Here is a 16714-nt window from a genome sequence, read left to right as displayed (position 1 = left end):
ACCATTGGGCGTATACTATTTGCCAATAATCTGGTCATGGTCACGGGACTATCCTGTGCCCGCTGAAACCGAACCGATACCTGAACCCGTGCAATGACCCCCGCCAGCGATCGCGCCCGCTTCCTGATCATCGACGACCACCCGCTGTTCCGCGAGGCGCTGCACAGCGCCGTGCAGATGGCCTATCCTGACGTCGACACGGTCGAGGCGCGCTCGATCGCCGAGGCGATCGAGCTTCTCGCCGATGCCAAGCCGTTCGACCTCGCGCTGCTCGATCTGAGCATGCCTGACGTGCATGGCTTCGAAGGGCTGTTGCAGCTGAGGACCCGCTACCCGCGGCTGCCGGTGGTGATCGTGTCGGGCTATGAGGAGCCGAAGATCATCTCCGAGGCGCTGTCCTACGGCGCGGCCGGCTTCATCCCGAAATCGGCCAGGAAGAGCGACCTCGCAGCCGCCATCCGCTCGGTGATGGACGGCGCGGTCTATGTACCGGAAAACTACGAGGGCCAGCCGCCGGACCCCGACAGCACCGACCGCGCCGACATGGTGCAGCGCCTGGCGAGGCTGACGCCGCAGCAGCTCAGGGTCCTGCAGATGCTGCGCCAGGGCATGCTCAACAAGCAGATCGCCTATGAGCTGCAGGTGGGCGAGACCACCGTGAAAGCGCATGTCTCGGAGATATTGCGCAAGCTCAACGTCTACAGCCGCACGCAAGCGGTGATCGAAGTGTCGAAGCTCGACAATGCCGAGTTGTTCCGCGATCAGGCGGGATTTTGAGGCGGTATTTCTAAGCCAGAAGATGCGCCAGCAGCGCGCGCAATTGCGCCGGCTTCAGCGGCTTGCGCATCAGCTCGATGCCGGCCGAGCGGGCGGCCTTGGCGACGAGCTCGGAGCCGTCGGCGGTGACGATCAGCGCCGGCACGGGGCGGCCGAGATAGTCGCGCACGTCGGCGATCGTCGCGGTGCCGAGATCACCGCCGTCGAGATGCTGGTCGGCGATGACGATGTCGGGCACCCAGGCGGTGTCGCCGAGCAGGTCGAGCGCATCGTCGGTCGAGGTGGCGGCGCGCACCTGGCATTGCCAGCGCTCCAGCAGCGAGGTCATGGCTGAGAGCACGTCGACGTCGTTTTCGACCAAAAGCACCTTGGTGCCGAACAGGCCGTAGCCGCGCGGGCGGTCCATGTCGGTGATGGCCGCCACCGGTTCGGCTGCCATGCCGACCGGCACGTCGATGTGGAAGATGGTGCCGCGCCCGACCTTCGAGGAAAAAGTCACGGGATGGCCGAGCGCGGCGGCCATGCGGCGCACGATGGCGAGGCCGAGGCCAAGCCCGCCGGCGAGCCCGGCATCGGCAAGCGTCGCGGTGCCGCGGTGGAACTCCTCGAACACCGCTTCGCGCTGGTCCTCGGCAATACCGCAGCCGGTGTCGGCGACGTCGATACGGATGGTATCGCCGCGATGCCTGGTGCCGACCAGCACACCGCCGGAGCGGGTGTAGCGCAGGGCGTTGGAGAGAATGTTCTGCAGGATGCGCCTGAGCAGCGTGCGGTCGGTCCGCACGACGACATTGACCGGGCGGAATTTCAGCGACAGGCCTTTCTTTTCCGCCTCAGGCAGAAAGTCGGAGCGCAGCGAGGAAAACAGCGTCTCCAGGCTGATGTCGACGATTTCCGGTTGCACCACACCGGCGTCGAGCTTGGAGATGTCGAGCAGGGTGCGCAAGAGGTCTTCCATCGTCTCCAGCGAGCGCTCGACCTGGCGCACCAGCTTGCGGCCTTCTTCGCTGGTCTGAACCTCGGCCAGCGCCGAGACCGACAGATGGGCGGCGTTGAGCGGCTGCAGCACGTCGTGGCTGGCGGCGGCGAGGAACCTGGTCTTGGAAAGGTTCGCGAGTTCGGCCGTTTCCTTGGCGGCGACGAGGTCGACGTTCGACTGCTCGAGCCTGCGCAGCGTGGCGTGCAGTTCCTCGGTGCGGTTGCGCACCCGGTTTTCCAGCGAGATGGCGGTCTGGAACAGCGAAAAAGCGTTGCCCTGCTGGTCCATCGAACGCTCGACCCGGCTGAGAAGGGCCGCGTTGATCTTCTTCAGCCTTTCGAGGTCGTTGATGTCGCGAAGTGGCATCTCGCTCACTCGGCTGCCCGGCGCTCGCCGAAGGCAATGCCGGTAAAGGTCTGGTTGAGGTGCATCGAGCGATACTGCTCGCCATAGGTGCCGAAGCCGATGACCTTCTTGGTCCGGTAGAGTTCCGAAATCTCGCGGTAGACCTGGCGGTTGCGCGCATCGAGCCGGCGCAGCACGCAGTCGAAGCCCAGGATCATGTCGACGCCGCCGAGCTTGCGTTCTGCGTCCTGCAACGCGGCGCGCGTCGCTTCCACCATGTTCATCGGCTGGGCTATGGACAGGACGACACCGTCGTCGATGGCGCAGAAGAACGACAGCGAGCCGTCGACATGCATGCGCTGGATAGAACGGCAGTAATACTCGCCGGCCACCTTCACCACGACGGGATGGGAGGCGAAGCTTAGCGGCGTCAGCGCCTGGGCCACCGTGCCGACGGAGGCCGCATATTCCTCGGCCGCGTTGGTGGCGTTGAATTCGTGGACGATGCGATGATCGGGGTCGGACGACGTAACCACCAGCTTCTCGTCGGTCGGAATGAAATTATCGGTCTTGAAGACGTGGAAAGGGATCTCGGTCGCGACCAGCACGATGATGGCGCTGTCGGAGGTGACCTTGCCGTCCGAGATCAGGCAGGTCGTCTCGAATTTCAGGTCGTCGCCCGCCGAGCCGCCGATCAGCGGGATGTCATCCAGCCCCCAGTGGATGGCCGAGGTCACCGCTTCCTCGGCATAGGAAAGCCCGTCGATGAAGCAGAGGGCAAAGACGCTCTTCGCCGGCTCCCGGCCGGCGCGGCAGTGCAGCAGGCGGCGCAGTTCCACGACCTCGCCGGTGATCCCGTCCATGCTGGAGGAAGAGAGGTTCTCGACCGTGGTGCTGACGGTCGAGAACGACGCCGACGGCAAAAGCAGGGCAAGGGCATGCCCTTCCTCCAGCCCCTGCGGCGTTATTTCGCCGGCGGTCGAGCAGCCGGCATAGGCAAGCGACGGCGCATGGATATTCAACGCCTGCGCGAGCGCCGTCGCGTCGACCAGGCTTCGGGAGAAGAACAGAAGCGCGAAGCCGGCATCGACGATCGCCGCTTCGGCCGCGATGGCCCGGGCAAAGGCGTCCGGGTCGGGCTCATCCGTGGTGAGCGCCGAAAGGCCCGATGCATAGCGGGTGCTCGAACTGGCCAGTTGCTCCTCCGCAATTTCCTCCAACGCCGATTTATGCGTGTCTTTTCTTGTGCGTATCGGCCACGCTTCGCGTCGATGGCATCTTTGCCTTCAATCTCGGTTTTGGCAATGGGCGGTTGCTGCGCTGCACATAGCTTTTGCCATGATCGAAAGTACAATGGGGCCGGCGCTGGCAGCGCTGTTTTGGCCGTTGTACGCTGCACGAATAACGTATTGCCGAAGCACAAGCGCGGCATCGGCAAGGCAAGGACCAAGGTTAATACCCAGGGAGGGGCTGTATGTCGGACGTGTCGTTGACTGTGAACGGGAAACGGGTCAGCGGGAGCGCCGAGGACCGAACGTTGCTGGTGCATTTCCTGCGAGAGCACCTGGGCCTCACCGGAACGCATGTCGGTTGCGATACATCGCAATGCGGCGCCTGCGTCGTGCATGTCGACGGCAAGGCGGTGAAGTCCTGCACGATGCTCGCGGCGCAGGCGTCCGGCTCGACCATCGTCACCATCGAGGGACTGGCGGACGGTGCAGAGCTGCATCCGGTGCAGGCTGCGTTCAAGGAGCATCACGGGCTGCAATGCGGCTTCTGCACGCCGGGCATGATCATGACGGCGACCGACATGATCGCGCGCCATCCTGAAGGCCTGGACGAGGCGACGGTGCGCGTCGAGCTCGAAGGCAACATCTGCCGCTGCACGGGCTACCACAACATCGTGAAGGCGATCCTCGCCGCATCGGAGACGATCGCGAAGGGCGCCAAGGGCAAGGCGAAACAGGCAGCCTAAGGGACGAGTGAGTAGTCAGTAGTGAGTAGTCGGCCTGAAGGGGCGGCCCATATCACTACTCACTACTTTCCTACTCACTATTTTCGGGAGGAAATTTCCGCAATGGGTATCGAAGGCGTCGGCGCCCGCGTGGCGCGTAAGGAAGACAAGAGGTTCATCACCGGCGGCGGTCGCTATGTCGACGACATGGTGGTCCCCGGCATGAAGCATGCCGTGTTCGTGCGCAGCCCGCACGCGCATGCGCAGATCAAGAAGATCGATGTGAAAAAGGCGCAAGCGATGCCGGGTGTCGTTGGTGTCTTGACCGGCAAGGAGCTCAAGGCAGACGGGATTGGCAATCTGATCTGCGGCTGGATGATCCACTCCAAGGACGGCACGCCGATGAAGATGGGCGCGTGGTCGCCGCTCGCGGTCGACAAGGTGCGCTATGTCGGCGATGCGGTCGTCGTCGTCGTCGCCGATACCAAGGGCCAGGCGCGCGACGCGGCAGAGGCGGTCGAGATCACCTACAAGGAACTGAAGGCCGTGGTCGATGCCACGAAGGCCATCCAACCCGGCGCGCCGCAGATCCATGCCGAGGCAGAGAACAATCTGATCTTCGACTGGGAGCTCGGCGACGGCAAGGCGACCGACGCGGCGCTCAAGTCGGCGGCCCATGTCACGCGCATGAAGATCGTCAACAACCGGCTGGTGCCGAATGCAATGGAGCCGCGCGCGGCTCTCGGGCACTACGACAAGGCTGAGGACCACTATACCTGCTGGACGACGTCGCAGAACCCGCATGTCGCGCGACTGGTGATGAGCGCGTTCTACAATGTCGCGCCGGAAAACAAGCTGCGCGTGATCGCGCCCGATGTCGGCGGCGGCTTCGGCTCCAAGATCTACATCTATCCGGAAGAGATCGTCTGCCTTTGGGCATCGAAGAATACCGGCGTTCCCGTCAAATGGGTCGCCGACCGCACCGAGAGCTTCCTGTCGGACGCGCATGGCCGCGACCATGTCTCGACGGTGGAGATGGCCTTCGACAAGGACAACCGGATCACCGGGCTCAAGGTCGACACGATAGCCAATCTTGGCGCCTACATGTCGCTGTTCTCGTCCTGCGTGCCGACCTACCTCTACGCCACGCTCTTGTCCGGCCAGTACAATATCCCGGCGATCCACGCCAATGTGCGCACCGTCTATACCAATACCGCGCCGGTCGATGCCTATCGCGGGGCAGGGCGGCCGGAGGCCACCTACGTGCTCGAGCGGATGATGGAAACCGCGGCGCGCGAGCTTGGCGTGTCGCCGGCCGAGCTCAGACGCCGGAACTTCATCACGTCCTTCCCGCACCAGACGCCGGTGATCATGGCCTATGACGCGGGCGACTATAACGCATCGCTCGATGCGGCGATGAAGGCCGCCGACTATGCCGGCTTCACCAAGCGCCGCGCCGACGCCGCCAAGCAGGGCAAGCTGCGCGGCATCGGCATGAGCTGCTACATCGAGGCCTGCGGCCTGGCGCCGTCATCGGCGGTCGGCTCGCTCGGCGCCGGCGTCGGCCTGTGGGAATCAGCCGAGGTGCGCGTCAATGCCGTCGGCACGATCGAGGTGCTCACCGGCTCGCACAGCCATGGCCAGGGCCATGAAACGACGTTCGCGCAGCTGGTCACCCAGCGCTTCGGCGTGCCGATCGACTCCGTCTCGATCGTGCATGGCGACACCGACAAGGTGCAGATGGGCATGGGCACTTACGGCTCGCGTTCCGGCGCCGTCGGCATGTCGGCCATCGTCAAGGCCCTCGACAAGGTCGAGGCCAAGGCCAAGAAGATCGCCGCGCACCTTTTGGAAGCGGACGAGGGCGACATCGTCATCGAGAATGGCGAGGTCAAGGTCGCGGGCACCGACAAGAGCCTGCCCTGGTTCCAGGTGGCGCTTGCCTCCTACACCGCGCACAATTTGCCGGCGGGCATGGAGCCCGGGCTGAAGGAGACGGCCTTCTACGATCCGTCCAACTTCACCTTCCCGGCCGGCTGCTACATCTGCGAGGTCGAGATCGACCCGGAGACCGGCCTGACGGAGATCATCCAGTTCGTCGCGGCCGACGATTTCGGCAACATCATCAATCCGATGATCGTCGAAGGCCAGGTGCATGGCGGCATCGCCCAAGGCGTGGGGCAGGCGTTGCTGGAAGGCGCGCATTATGACGCCAGTGGCCAGCTTTTGACGGCGAGCTACATGGATTACACCATGCCGCGCGCGGGCGACCTGCCGTCCTTCAAGGTCTCGACCTCGAACACGCCATGCCCGGGCAATCCGCTCGGCGTCAAAGGCTGCGGCGAGGCCGGCGCCATCGGTTCGCCGCCGGCGGTCATCAACGCCATCACCGATGCGCTCGGCGTCGTCGACATCGCCATGCCGGCGTCGCCCGCCACGGTGTGGGCAACCATCCGCGCGACGAAGCACTGAGGAGGAACGAGCATGTATTCGGTCAATTACCATCGCGCTTCCTCCGTCGCCGACGCCGCCAAGCTGCTGAAGAACGGCGACGCCAAGCTGCTCTCCGGCGGCATGACGCTGATCCCCGCCATGAAGACGCGGCTTGCGTCACCTTCGGACCTCGTCGATGTCTCGCGATTGAAGGACCTGCAGGGCGTCAAGGTGTCCGGCAAGACGGTCACCATCGGTGCCGCGACAACGCATTACGACGTCTCCACAGACGAGAAGCTGAAGAAGGCCTGCCCGGCGCTTGCGCATATGGCATCGCTGATCGGCGACCCGGCGGTGCGCCACAAGGGCACGATCGGTGGCTCGATCGCCAACAACGATCCGGCGGCCGACTATCCGGCGGCATTGCTGGCGCTGGGTGCGACGATCATCACCAACAAGCGCGAGATCGCGGCGGACAAATTCTTCAAGGGCCTGTTCGAGACGGCGCTGAAGGAAGGCGAGATCGTCACCGCGGTGAGCTTCACCGCTCCGGCCAAGGCGGCCTACCAGAAATTCCGCAACCCGGCTTCGCGCTATGCCATCGTCGGCGTGTTCGTGACCAAGGGCAAGGACGGGGTGAGGGCGGCGGTGACCGGCGCCGGCGAGGACGGCGTTTTCCGCTCCAAGGAAATCGAGGCAGCGCTGGCGAAGAATTTCGATGCCGCGGCGCTCGGCGGCCTCAAGGTGCCGGCAAAGGGGCTGATGAGCGATATCCATGCCTCCGCCGACTACCGCGCCAATCTGATCGCCGTGATGGCCAAGCGCGCGGTGGCCGCAGCCAACGCCTGAACAGCGACGCCGCGGATCAAAGAAGGGGCCGCCACGGCCCCTTTTTCTTTGCCATAACAAAGGGTTGACCGGAAACGCCGGCCAAATTGCCGCTTCGCACTTGCACAAAGTTATCCCGCACTGCAAAATGAAACTGGCGGGAATACCAGACGGTTCGAGACGCGGGCAACGCTTCGCATGCGGACCTCGAGTTGCGAAGGCAAGGTATGACCGACATCTCCGCAGCGTCCGTTGTTCTGCCGCGGGCCGCAGCCGACAAGGAAGCCAGGGCAAGACTTGCCTATCTCGACGGCTGGCGCGGCCTGTCGATCGCCCTGGTGCTGATCGGCCATTTCTTTCCGGTCCCGGGAATCAATCTCGGCGTCCTCGGCGTCGAGTTCTTCTTCGTGCTGAGCGGCCGGCTGATGGGCGAGATCCTGTTCATCGAGCGTTTTCCGCTGAAGAAATTCTTCAAGCGGCGCTTCTCGCGCATCTATCCCGCGCTGCTTGTGTTCGTGATCGCCGCGATGGTCGGCCTTGCCGGCACCTACATCGCGTTCAAGTGGAAGGCGGCGCTGACAGCGCTGACCTTCACCTACAATTACGCGGGAATCTTCATCAATCGCGCCGGCGCGCTCGACCACATCTGGTCGCTCTGCGTCGAGGAGCACTCCTATATCCTTTTGGCGCTGATCAGCGTGATGGTTACCGGGAGAACGAACGTCGTGCGGCTGCTGGTCGTGCTGGCGCTGCTGGCAATGGCCAACGGCGCCATTTCGTACGGGGTTCTCGGCATGGGCTACGAGACCACCTACTGGCGCACCGACGTGCACATCGCCTCGATCCTGCTGTCCGCCGCAATCTGCCTGCTCAAAGCCGATGGGCGCCTGCCGGCTTTCCTGAAGAGCCAACATGTGGCGCTGGTGGCTGCGGCCACTGGCGTTCTGCTGTTCAGCGACCCGGTGCCGACGCCTCTGCATTACACCCTCGCCGTGCCGCTGTTGGCGCTGGCGGTCAACACGCTCGACTTCGCCGGCAGCGCTCTGAAAGGGCCGTTGTCCTCGCGGCCCATGGTGATGCTCGGGCTGTGGTCCTATTCGCTTTATCTGTGGCAGCAGCCTTTCTACAAATTCGTCGATGAGCGCGGCAGCGCGCCGATCCCGATGCTGGCGGCCGTGTTCGCCTGCGCGCTCTGCAGTTATTACGTGATCGAGAAACCGGCTCGTGGCTGGCTCAACCGCAATTGGTGAGTATCGGCTCTGATCGTGCCGGTCGGGTTTCACATGTTTAAGATATATATAAATTAGCTATCTGTAATTTAATTTGAGAAAACGCCCATATCTGCTTGGCGATCGCTGCGACGATGGCCATTATACAATGGTACTAGGGCAGGAATTCTTTATTGCCGCTCTCGTTTCTCCTTCTAGGTTTCCAGACAGGATAACGGGAGGAAGAAATGACAACGACCACTGTCGAAGGAGCGGGCGGTTGGCTCGATCGCTCTCACACGATCGCCGAGCGGGGGTTCAGCCGATGGATGGTGCCGCCGGCGGCGCTTTGCATTCATCTGTGCATCGGTCAGGCTTACGCGTTCAGCGTGTTCAACCTGCCGATGTCGAAGCTGATCGGCATAACCGAGTCGGCGCCTGACGACTGGAAGCTGACAGGACTGGGCTGGATATTCTCGATCGCAATTCTGTTCCTTGGCATTGCCGCCGCTTTCGGCGGCGGTTGGCTCGACCGTGTCGGGCCGCGCAAGGCGATGGTGGCCGCCGCCTGCTGTTTCGGCGGCGGCTTCATCATCTCGGCGCTCGGCGTCTACCTGCACCAGCTCTGGATCATCTATCTCGGTTATGGCGTGCTTGGCGGCATCGGCCTCGGCCTCGGTTATATTTCGCCGGTGAAGACGCTGATCACCTGGTTTCCAGATCGGCCAGGGATGGCCACCGGCATGGCGATCATGGGCTTCGGCGGCGGCGCCTTCATTGCCTCGCCGCTATCGGTCTATCTGATGAACCTGTTCTCGACGCCCGAGCATATCGGCGTCGCCGAAACCTTCATCGTGCTCGGCATCGTCTATTTCATCTTCATGATGATCGGCGCCATCATCGTAAGAGTGCCTCCGGAAGGCTGGCGACCCGCCGGATGGACGCCGCCCGCAACGCAAGCCGCGATGGTCACCAGCGGCAACGTCCATCTTGACGATGCGCTGAAGACGCCGCAGTTCTGGCTGCTATGGGGTGTGCTTTGCCTCAACGTGACGGCCGGCATCGGTGTGCTCGGCCAGGCTTCGGCGATGAGCCAGGAGATGTTTCCGGGGCGCATCACGGCGGCGGCGGCCGCGGGCTTTGTCGGCCTGCTTTCGATCTTCAACATGCTTGGCCGCTTCTTCTGGGCCTCGGCCAGCGATTATATCGGGCGCAAGATGACCTACGCGGTCTTTTTCGTGCTGGGCGTGCTCTTGTATGCAGCCGTGCCATGGACGGGCAAATCCGGCAACGTGTTCCTGTTCGTGCTGTTCTACGGCATCATCCTCAGCATGTATGGCGGCGGTTTCTCCACCGTTCCGGCCTATCTGCGCGATGTCTTCGGCGTGCGCTATGTCGGCGCCATTCATGGCCGGTTGCTGACGGCCTGGTCGGTTGCCGGCGTGCTTGGCCCGGTCCTGGTCAACTACATCCGCCAGTACCAGATCGACAGTGGAGTGGCGAAAGCAGACGCCTATACGGTGACCATGTACATCATGGCCGGCCTGCTCGTCGTCGGCTTCCTGCTCAACCTGATGATGCGGCCCGTGGCCGAGCGCTTCCACATGAAGCCGGAAGCGGCGACGGTATAAGGAGATCGAGATGGCACAGGACAACGACAATACCATCAAGCTTACGCTCGCCTGGCTGCTGGTCGGCATACCGCTGGTCTGGGGCTTCTGGACTACGGTGGTCAGCGCCGTCCCGTTGTTCCGGTAAATCTGTTCCAGTAGATTGGGGCATCAACCGGGGAGGCCGGTTCGGCCAGCCTTCCGCGCGGCGAGATAGCGACGAAGCCCGGCTTCTCCGCGCGGCGTGGTCCAGCGGTGGTTCCAGGCGAAGGCTGGCCTCAGCAGCGGCGCCAGAAGCTTGAGGATCGGCCGCTCGACCGTGAGCCGCCAGACCAGATCGACATGGGTACCTCCTCCGGACGGCGACAGCTCGGCCCGCCACAGCCCGTCGAAATCGCCGAAGGTCTTCACCACCACCAACCGGCCGGGGTCGAGCTCGGCGGCCTCGATGATGAAGTTCAGCTCATAGGGCAGGGCGCCGCGCGCTCTCGCCCTGGCACGGGCGCCGACGACGCCCTTGCCCTTCTTGTCGAGCGGCTCGACCTCCTTGTAGGCATCGCCCCACCAGAGCGGCAGAAGCTCAGCGTCCGACAGCACGTCCCACACGTCCTGCGGTGTGCCTTCAGGGATGTCCCAGCTCTCGTCGAAGCGGAAGACATTGCTCGCCATGATGTCGCCCCAGCCAGCGGAGCAGCCATATTAGCTGCGGCTTGTTTTCCTGGCCAGCGTCGCTGGGTCGCTCAAGCGGTGATGGGCTTTGCCCAATAGCGCACCGACTTCTTGCCGCCGTGGATCACCGCATCGCCGACCTCGGTGAAGCCAAGCGCGGCGTGGAAGGCATCGGAGGCCGGGTTGGGCGGATCGGCATTCACCTCGCAAGTCACGATCGTGTGGCCGGCGCGCCGCGCCTGCTCGAACAGATCCTCATAAAGCCGGCGGGCATGGCCGCGGCCGCGCGCTTCGGCGGCGACCACCACACGGTCGACATAGACGAAGCGCGGGTAGCGCTGGCGGAACCAGAGGAAGTTCGGGCTGTCGTAGCGCGCATCCTGGTCGAAGGTCATGATGAAGGCTTCGAGCGCGCCGATACGGCGCGTGTAGAAAGCCTGGCCGAGCAGGTAGGACAACCGATCCGGCTCCAGCCAGGACAGCTCGGCCGCATGCTCGTTGTTGAGCGCGAGGATGGCGGCCTCGTCGGCGGGCGAAATGCGTTCGATCGGCAGCGTTTCCTTGGTCATCGTCTTGGCCATCAGCCTCTCGCGGCCGCGATCGTCGCCGCTACGAGGGCTTGGTCGGTCACCGTGTTGCGGTATTCGCGATCGAGGTCGGTGCCACCCATGCCGACATTCGGGTTGCGGTAACGCATGGCGCTCGGCACGTCCGCGAGCGCTGCGAAATGCATCTCGGTCAATCCGGTCCGCCTGCGCACCTCGCCGATCGTGTCGGGCGCGAGCGCGCCGCAGCCGAGGATGACGATGCGCTTGCCCGCCTGGCGAACGAGCTGCGCCAGAAGCTCGATGCCTTCGACCGCCGTGTCGCGCTGGCCGCTGGTCAGCACGCGGCCAACCTTGCAGCGGATCAGGGCTTCGAGCGCCTCGGCCGGATCGCGGGTCATGTCGAAGGCGCGGTGGCAGGTGACGTTGAGCGGTCCGGCGGCCTCGACCAGCGCGCTCATGCGCGCTTCGTCGATGGCGCCGTCGGCGGTCAGGCAGCCGACAACCACGCCGGCGACGCCGAGCTCGCGGAGCGCTTCGACGTCGGCGAGCATCGAGCGGTACTCGGCCTGGCTGTAGAGGAAGTCGCCGCCGCGCGGGCGCACGATGACATGGAAAGGAATGGTCGCGCTTTCGAGCGCGGCGCGCACCGTGCCCATGCTCGGTGTGATGCCGCCCTCGACCAGGCTGGCGCACAGCTCGACCCGGTCGGCGCCTGCGGCCTGCGCGGCAAGCAGCCCGTCAATACCTTCGACGCAGATTTCGATCAGGGGTCTTTGCGTGTCCGCCACCGGTCCCATCCATGATTTCGAGAAGATGGGGCAGCCCTAGCACCGGGCGCGCCACCGCGAAAGCCGCAACGATCGGTCCAGCCTGGAAGGCGCTTGACAACACATAACTGCAAAGTTATGGATAATTCATAACTGAAAAGTTATTGATTGGCGCGAACCTTATCGGCCGCGCGAAGCCGAGGAGACGGATGATGGAAGCAAGATTGAAGAACCCGGTGATGCTCATTCCCGGCGCGCTGCAGGCGCTGCTCGCGCTCGACAAGTCGACCGAAGCCGGCGACGTGCCCTATGTGACGCGCAAGCTCGTTCACCTGCGCGCCAGCCAGATCAACGCCTGCGCCGTCTGCGTCGACATGCATGCGCGTGAGCTGAAGAAGGCCGGCGAGAAGGACGAGCGGATCTTCGCCGTGTCCGCATGGCGCGAAACGCCTTACTTCAACGACGCAGAGCGCGCTGCTCTCGCGCTTACCGAAGCCGCGACCCGCTTGGCCGACCGCTCCGACGCCGTGCCGGACGACGTTTGGGACGAGGCCGCACGCCACTATGATGACAAGGCGCTCGCCGCTTTGGTGATCCAGATCGCGCTGATCAACGCCTTCAACCGCCTGAACGCCACGACCAGGCAACCGGTGGGCGCCTGGGGGTGAGTCGAGAGGCCCGCTTCGAAGCGGGCGCGTTGCCGGCTACTGTTTCAGGATCGTGTTCTTGGCCCCTTGCTCGACTTGGTCGATCACCAAAAGCTTCACCGGATCGGCGCCTATATTGGTGGCCTGGTGCCATTGGCCGATCATCTCGATGATGAAGTCGCCGGTCTTATAGGTGTTGGCGGCGCCGGTCTCGACATTGGTGACCTTGAGCGTGCCTTGCTCGACAAAGGCATAGCGCGGGAAGGGGTGCTTGTGCACCGGCAAGGTCGCGCCCGGCGCGATCTGGTAGGACGAGACTTGAACCTCGACGTTCTTTTGCGGCAGCGTGATCGGCTGGCCGGACGCGGTGGTCGTCTTCGAGGCCAGCGGCGTCACCACGACCGGCGTATTGCTGCTGTCCAACGCGTTGGCCGCGGTCGCATAGACGGTGGCTATCGCCAGCAGTGCCGATATCGTGATGTTGCGCATGGTCCCCTCCAAGTTTGCCGCACCATCGCCCGTCGAAAATTGACGCGCAAGCATCCTTTTGCATGCGTCGGATTTTTCGGACGATGCGGTCTAAGCTGCTCGGGAAGACGTGAAAGGCCCCGGACATGCCGGGGCCTGAGCACTCTATCATCGCCTCAGCCGATCGGCCGGCTGTTTCGCTGTGCGATGGAAATCAGGGTTGTGCCGACAAGGTGATCGGACGGATCAGCTCGGCGCCTTGCCGCCGTTCTTCTTGCAGGCCGAGCGGAACTTCTCGCGATCCTTGCCATGGAGACCCTTCTGGTCCGCCAGGGCCGAGCATTGCTTCGAGATCGCGGTCTTTTCAGGCGTCATGGTCGATTTCGGCTTCTTCGTCGTGGGCGCCGTGGTCGTTGTCGTGGTGGCCGCGGGCGCGGTTGTCGTGGTCGACGTCGCCGCCATGGCTCCGGTGGCAACAAAACCGGCGAGAGCGAAAGAGGCAAGAAGACGTGCTGCGATTTTCATTGCGATCTCCATTGTTGTTTCGAGTTTCCCCCCCAACGGGGGCTAGCATCGGACTGGGGCTCCACCGTGCCGGGCCGCATCGCGGGGTGGACACTTTGTCGTTACCGGGATGTGATCATGGATTCGGACGCCATCGTGTTGCAGTGAAAGCCAAGCTGTTCGGCTACACGGCGGGGCTGTCCCGCCCTTTGGCAGGCCCGGGCTTCGGCGACCTGAGCAGCAGGGCGAGCGGCACCAGCGCCGCCGTGGCTATCGCGCAATAGAAGAAGACATCGACATAGGCGAGCAGCGAGGCCTGGCGGCCAATCTCTTGGCCGATCCAGCCGACGGCCTGCTGCCTGGCTTCGACCAGCGGTGAGCCCTCGGCGACGAAATGATCCGTCACTTGGCGAAGCGTCTGCTGATAGGTGTCGCTCGATTGCGCGGTGTGGCCGACCAGCACCGACTGGTGGAACTGGGTGTTCTGGGCAATCACCGTGTTGGACAGCGACACGCCGATGCTGCCGCCGAGGTTGCGGGCGACATTGATCAGTGAGGATGCCTGATCGGTCTTCTGCGGCGGCAGGCCGACATAGGCCGCGGTCGAGATCGGGATGAACAGGAACGGCAGGCCGATCATCATGAAGATGCGCGCATAGGCGAAGAAACTGAAGCTCGCGTCGGGCGTCAGCGAGGTCATGTGCCAGAGCGCGACCGCGACCACCGACATGCCCATCATGATGAGATAGCGCGGCTGAACGACACCGGCGGCAAAGCCCGATACCGGCATCAGCAAGAGCATGACGATGCCGCCCGGCATCATCGACAGGCCGGAAAGGGTGGCGGTGTAGTCGAAGGTCGTTTGCTGCAACTGCGGCATAAGCTGCGTGGTGCTGAAGAGCGCGGCGCCCACCGCCATCATGACGAGGAACGACATGCCGAACTGCCGGCTGAAAAGCAGGCGGATGTCGACGATCGGATCGCGCCTCGTCCACTCCCAGGGGACAAGCAGCAGGAACGACACCGCCGAGATGACAGCGAAAGTGGTGATGAAGGTCGAGGCGAACCAGTCGTTGCGCTGGCCCTCGTCGAGGAAGACCTCGAGGCAGCCGAGCGCCATCGCCACCAGGATGAAGCCGATCCAGTCGACCTTCAGCCCCTTGCTCAACCGCTCGCGACGCTCGCGTTCGAGAATGCCGGGCTCGATCACCAGCCATTGCACGAGCGCCAACGACATGATGCCGAACGGCACATTGATGAAGAAGATCCAGTGCCAGGAGAAATTGTCGGTCAGCCAGCCGCCGACGGTCGGCCCCACCGTCGGCGCGACGATCACGGCAATGCCGTAAAGCGCAAAGGCCTGGGAGCGTTTCTCAGGCGGAAAAGTGTCGGCGAGGATCGACTGCTCGCTCGGCGCCATGCCGCCGCCGCCGAGCCCCTGCAGGATGCGGAAGGCAATCAGCATCGGCAGATTGGGCGCCAGCCCGCACAGCAGCGACGCCAGCGTGAAGGTCGCCACACAGATCATGTAATAGCGCTTGCGGCCGATGACGCTGGTCAGCCAGCCGCTGACCGGGATGATGACGGAGTTGGCGACGAGATAGGTGGTGATCACCCATGTGCTCTCGTCCATGCCGGCGGCCAGGCTGCCGGCGATGTTGCGCAGCGCGACATTGGCGATCGAGGTGTCGAGCACCAGCATGAAGGTCGCGATCGAGACGACGATCGCGATCAGCCAGGGATTGCGCCCACCGGCCGCCGATCGGCTTTCGCTGCCCTGGGCTGTCGCGGCATCGCTCATCGTACCTTGACCGTCGGCACCACCGACATGCCGGGGCCGAGATAGACGCCGGGCGGTTGGTCGAACACGATCTTGACCGGCACGCGCTGCACCACCTTGACGAAATTGCCCGTGGCGTTCTCCGCCGGGAGCAGGCTGAACGCCGTGCCGCTGCCGGCCTGGACGCTATCGACACGGCCGTGGAAGGTCTTTTCCGGATAGGCGTCGATGGCGATGTCGACGGGCTGGCCCGGTCGCATCAGGTCGAGCTGCGTTTCCTTGAAATTGGCTTTCACCCAGACATTGTCGGGCACGAACATCATCAGCACCTGGCCGGGTTGCGCATAGGTGCCTTTTGCCGCCGTGATGTTGGTGGCATGGCCGGCGACGGGCGCCGTGATGGTCGTGCGGGTGAGGGTGATCCTGGCCTGGTTCTCGGTGGCCTCGGCCTGGCGAAGCTTGGCTTCGGCGCTCTTGCCTTGAGCCTGCAGAACGGCCACCTGACTTTTCGCCGCCTCGGCATTGGCGTTGGCCGTGTCCAGCGCCGCCTGATCCTGGCGCAGGGTCGAAGCAGCCTGCTGCGCCTGCTGTTGCGTCGCCGTGCCCTTGGCCAGGAGCTCACGGTTGCGCTGGTCCTCGGATTTGGCGAATTCGAGCGCCGCCTGCGCCTGCGCCACCTGCTTTTCGGCGGCATCGATCTTGGCGTTCTGCGCCTGGGTCTGGGCCTGCACATTGGCAATATCGGCTTGCGCCGCCACCACGCCGGCTTCCGCCTGCTTGAGCGAGGCCTGATAATCGCTGTCGTCGATGCGCAAAAGCACGGCGCCGGCCTCGACCGGTTGGTTGTCGGTGACGGCGACATCGGTGATGCGCCCGGCAATTTCCGCGCCGATCGTCACGGTGCGGGCGTCGATGAAGGCGTCGTCGGTCCACTCATACTGCCGTGCGTTGACCCACCAGATGACCACGGCCGCTATGATCAGCAGGATGAGGATCGCGATGATCGCCGCTATATAGGGATGGCGCCTGATGAGGCCCGGCTTGTTGCCGTCGGGAGCGCTGTCATTCGGCTGCGTGTCTTGCGCTTGCTTGTCGTCGCGCTCGTTTTCCACGCGCTTTTTGTCGTCCGGCGGCCGTCGCTGCCGATCGGACCGGGGCCGAGCCCGCGTTTCCTCGGCGGGAGCGGTTTCGCGCTCT

Annotated in this window: 17 protein-coding genes; 8 read left to right on the top strand and 9 right to left on the bottom strand. The window is 63.9% G+C overall.

All coding sequences use genetic code 11. The annotated features are described in order from the left end of the window. The first annotated feature begins 93 nt into the window (after window positions 1-93). The gene (locus RFM41_RS16155; RefSeq protein ID WP_320248492.1) at window positions 94-777 is read left to right on the top strand and encodes a response regulator; all 684 of its coding nucleotides are present in this window, start codon (window positions 94-96) and stop codon (window positions 775-777) included. Window positions 778-787: 10 nt separating this feature from the next. Here the strand turns inward: RFM41_RS16155 and RFM41_RS16150 are convergent, their stop codons facing one another. Continuing rightward, window positions 788-2122 (bottom strand): ATP-binding response regulator, encoded by a 1335-nt coding sequence (locus RFM41_RS16150; RefSeq protein WP_320248784.1) that lies wholly within the window; start codon window positions 2120-2122, stop codon window positions 788-790. A gap of 5 nt (window positions 2123-2127) precedes the next feature. Then, complete coding sequence (locus RFM41_RS16145) at window positions 2128-3312, bottom strand: FIST N-terminal domain-containing protein (protein ID WP_320248785.1); 1185 nt, start codon at window positions 3310-3312, stop codon at window positions 2128-2130. Window positions 3313-3575: 263 nt separating this feature from the next. Between RFM41_RS16145 and RFM41_RS16140 the strand changes: the two genes are divergently transcribed. The 6 genes from RFM41_RS16140 to RFM41_RS34180 all read left to right on the top strand — a co-directional run bounded on the left by RFM41_RS16140 (window position 3576) and on the right by RFM41_RS34180 (window position 10282). Next, on the top strand, window positions 3576-4076 hold the full coding sequence (locus RFM41_RS16140) for a (2Fe-2S)-binding protein (RefSeq protein ID WP_320248494.1): 501 nt from the start codon (window positions 3576-3578) through the stop codon (window positions 4074-4076). Window positions 4077-4178: 102 nt separating this feature from the next. Beyond that, window positions 4179-6527, top strand: coding sequence for a xanthine dehydrogenase family protein molybdopterin-binding subunit (locus RFM41_RS16135; protein ID WP_320248496.1), 2349 nt, complete (start codon window positions 4179-4181; stop codon window positions 6525-6527). 12 nt (window positions 6528-6539) lie between these two features. Beyond that, window positions 6540-7337: an FAD binding domain-containing protein gene (locus RFM41_RS16130; protein WP_320248498.1), complete on the top strand. Its 798-nt coding sequence runs from the start codon at window positions 6540-6542 to the stop codon at window positions 7335-7337. A 206-nt stretch (window positions 7338-7543) separates the two neighbouring features. Continuing rightward, the gene (locus RFM41_RS16125) at window positions 7544-8566 is read left to right on the top strand and encodes an acyltransferase family protein (protein WP_320248500.1); all 1023 of its coding nucleotides are present in this window, start codon (window positions 7544-7546) and stop codon (window positions 8564-8566) included. A 206-nt stretch (window positions 8567-8772) separates the two neighbouring features. Then, the gene (locus RFM41_RS16120) at window positions 8773-10155 is read left to right on the top strand and encodes an L-lactate MFS transporter (RefSeq protein ID WP_320248502.1); all 1383 of its coding nucleotides are present in this window, start codon (window positions 8773-8775) and stop codon (window positions 10153-10155) included. 10 nt (window positions 10156-10165) lie between these two features. Beyond that, on the top strand, window positions 10166-10282 hold the full coding sequence (locus tag RFM41_RS34180; protein WP_430691527.1) for an MFS transporter small subunit: 117 nt from the start codon (window positions 10166-10168) through the stop codon (window positions 10280-10282). A 23-nt stretch (window positions 10283-10305) separates the two neighbouring features. Here RFM41_RS34180 and RFM41_RS16115 read toward each other — a convergent pair whose 3' ends face one another. The 3 genes from RFM41_RS16115 to RFM41_RS16105 form a co-directional block, all read right to left on the bottom strand. Beyond that, window positions 10306-10803 carry an SRPBCC family protein gene (locus RFM41_RS16115; RefSeq protein ID WP_320248504.1) on the bottom strand — a complete coding sequence of 166 codons (498 nt, stop codon included), beginning with the start codon at window positions 10801-10803 and terminating at the stop codon, window positions 10306-10308. Window positions 10804-10874: 71 nt separating this feature from the next. Continuing rightward, window positions 10875-11384: a GNAT family N-acetyltransferase gene (locus tag RFM41_RS16110; protein WP_320248506.1), complete on the bottom strand. Its 510-nt coding sequence runs from the start codon at window positions 11382-11384 to the stop codon at window positions 10875-10877. After that, window positions 11384-12139 (bottom strand): copper homeostasis protein CutC, encoded by a 756-nt coding sequence (locus RFM41_RS16105; RefSeq protein WP_430691528.1) that lies wholly within the window; start codon window positions 12137-12139, stop codon window positions 11384-11386. Before RFM41_RS16105 ends, RFM41_RS16110 begins: the two co-directional genes overlap by 1 nt. 191 nt (window positions 12140-12330) lie before the next feature. Here RFM41_RS16105 and RFM41_RS16100 point away from each other — a divergent pair, with 191 nt between their 5' ends. Continuing rightward, window positions 12331-12786: a carboxymuconolactone decarboxylase family protein gene (locus RFM41_RS16100; protein ID WP_320248509.1), complete on the top strand. Its 456-nt coding sequence runs from the start codon at window positions 12331-12333 to the stop codon at window positions 12784-12786. 36 nt (window positions 12787-12822) lie between these two features. Here the strand turns inward: RFM41_RS16100 and RFM41_RS16095 are convergent, their stop codons facing one another. The 4 genes from RFM41_RS16095 to RFM41_RS16080 form a co-directional block, all read right to left on the bottom strand. Further along, window positions 12823-13254 (bottom strand): cupin domain-containing protein, encoded by a 432-nt coding sequence (locus tag RFM41_RS16095; protein ID WP_320248511.1) that lies wholly within the window; start codon window positions 13252-13254, stop codon window positions 12823-12825. A gap of 225 nt (window positions 13255-13479) precedes the next feature. Further along, window positions 13480-13758, bottom strand: coding sequence for a hypothetical protein (locus RFM41_RS16090; RefSeq protein WP_320248513.1), 279 nt, complete (start codon window positions 13756-13758; stop codon window positions 13480-13482). 163 nt (window positions 13759-13921) lie between these two features. Beyond that, a complete protein-coding gene (locus RFM41_RS16085) occupies window positions 13922-15538 on the bottom strand; it encodes a DHA2 family efflux MFS transporter permease subunit (RefSeq protein WP_320248515.1) in 1617 nt (538 codons plus the stop codon). Continuing rightward, complete coding sequence (locus RFM41_RS16080; protein WP_320248517.1) at window positions 15535-16629, bottom strand: HlyD family secretion protein; 1095 nt, start codon at window positions 16627-16629, stop codon at window positions 15535-15537. The genes RFM41_RS16085 and RFM41_RS16080 overlap by 4 nt, the downstream gene beginning before the upstream one ends. Between the last annotated feature and the right edge of the window lie 85 nt (window positions 16630-16714).

This window comes from Mesorhizobium vachelliae, assembly GCF_033977325.1.
GTDB classification, from domain to species: domain Bacteria; phylum Pseudomonadota; class Alphaproteobacteria; order Rhizobiales; family Rhizobiaceae; genus Mesorhizobium; species Mesorhizobium vachelliae.
The sequence above is the reverse complement of the archived record's forward strand: the minus strand, read 5'-3'. Positions and strand labels throughout refer to the sequence as shown.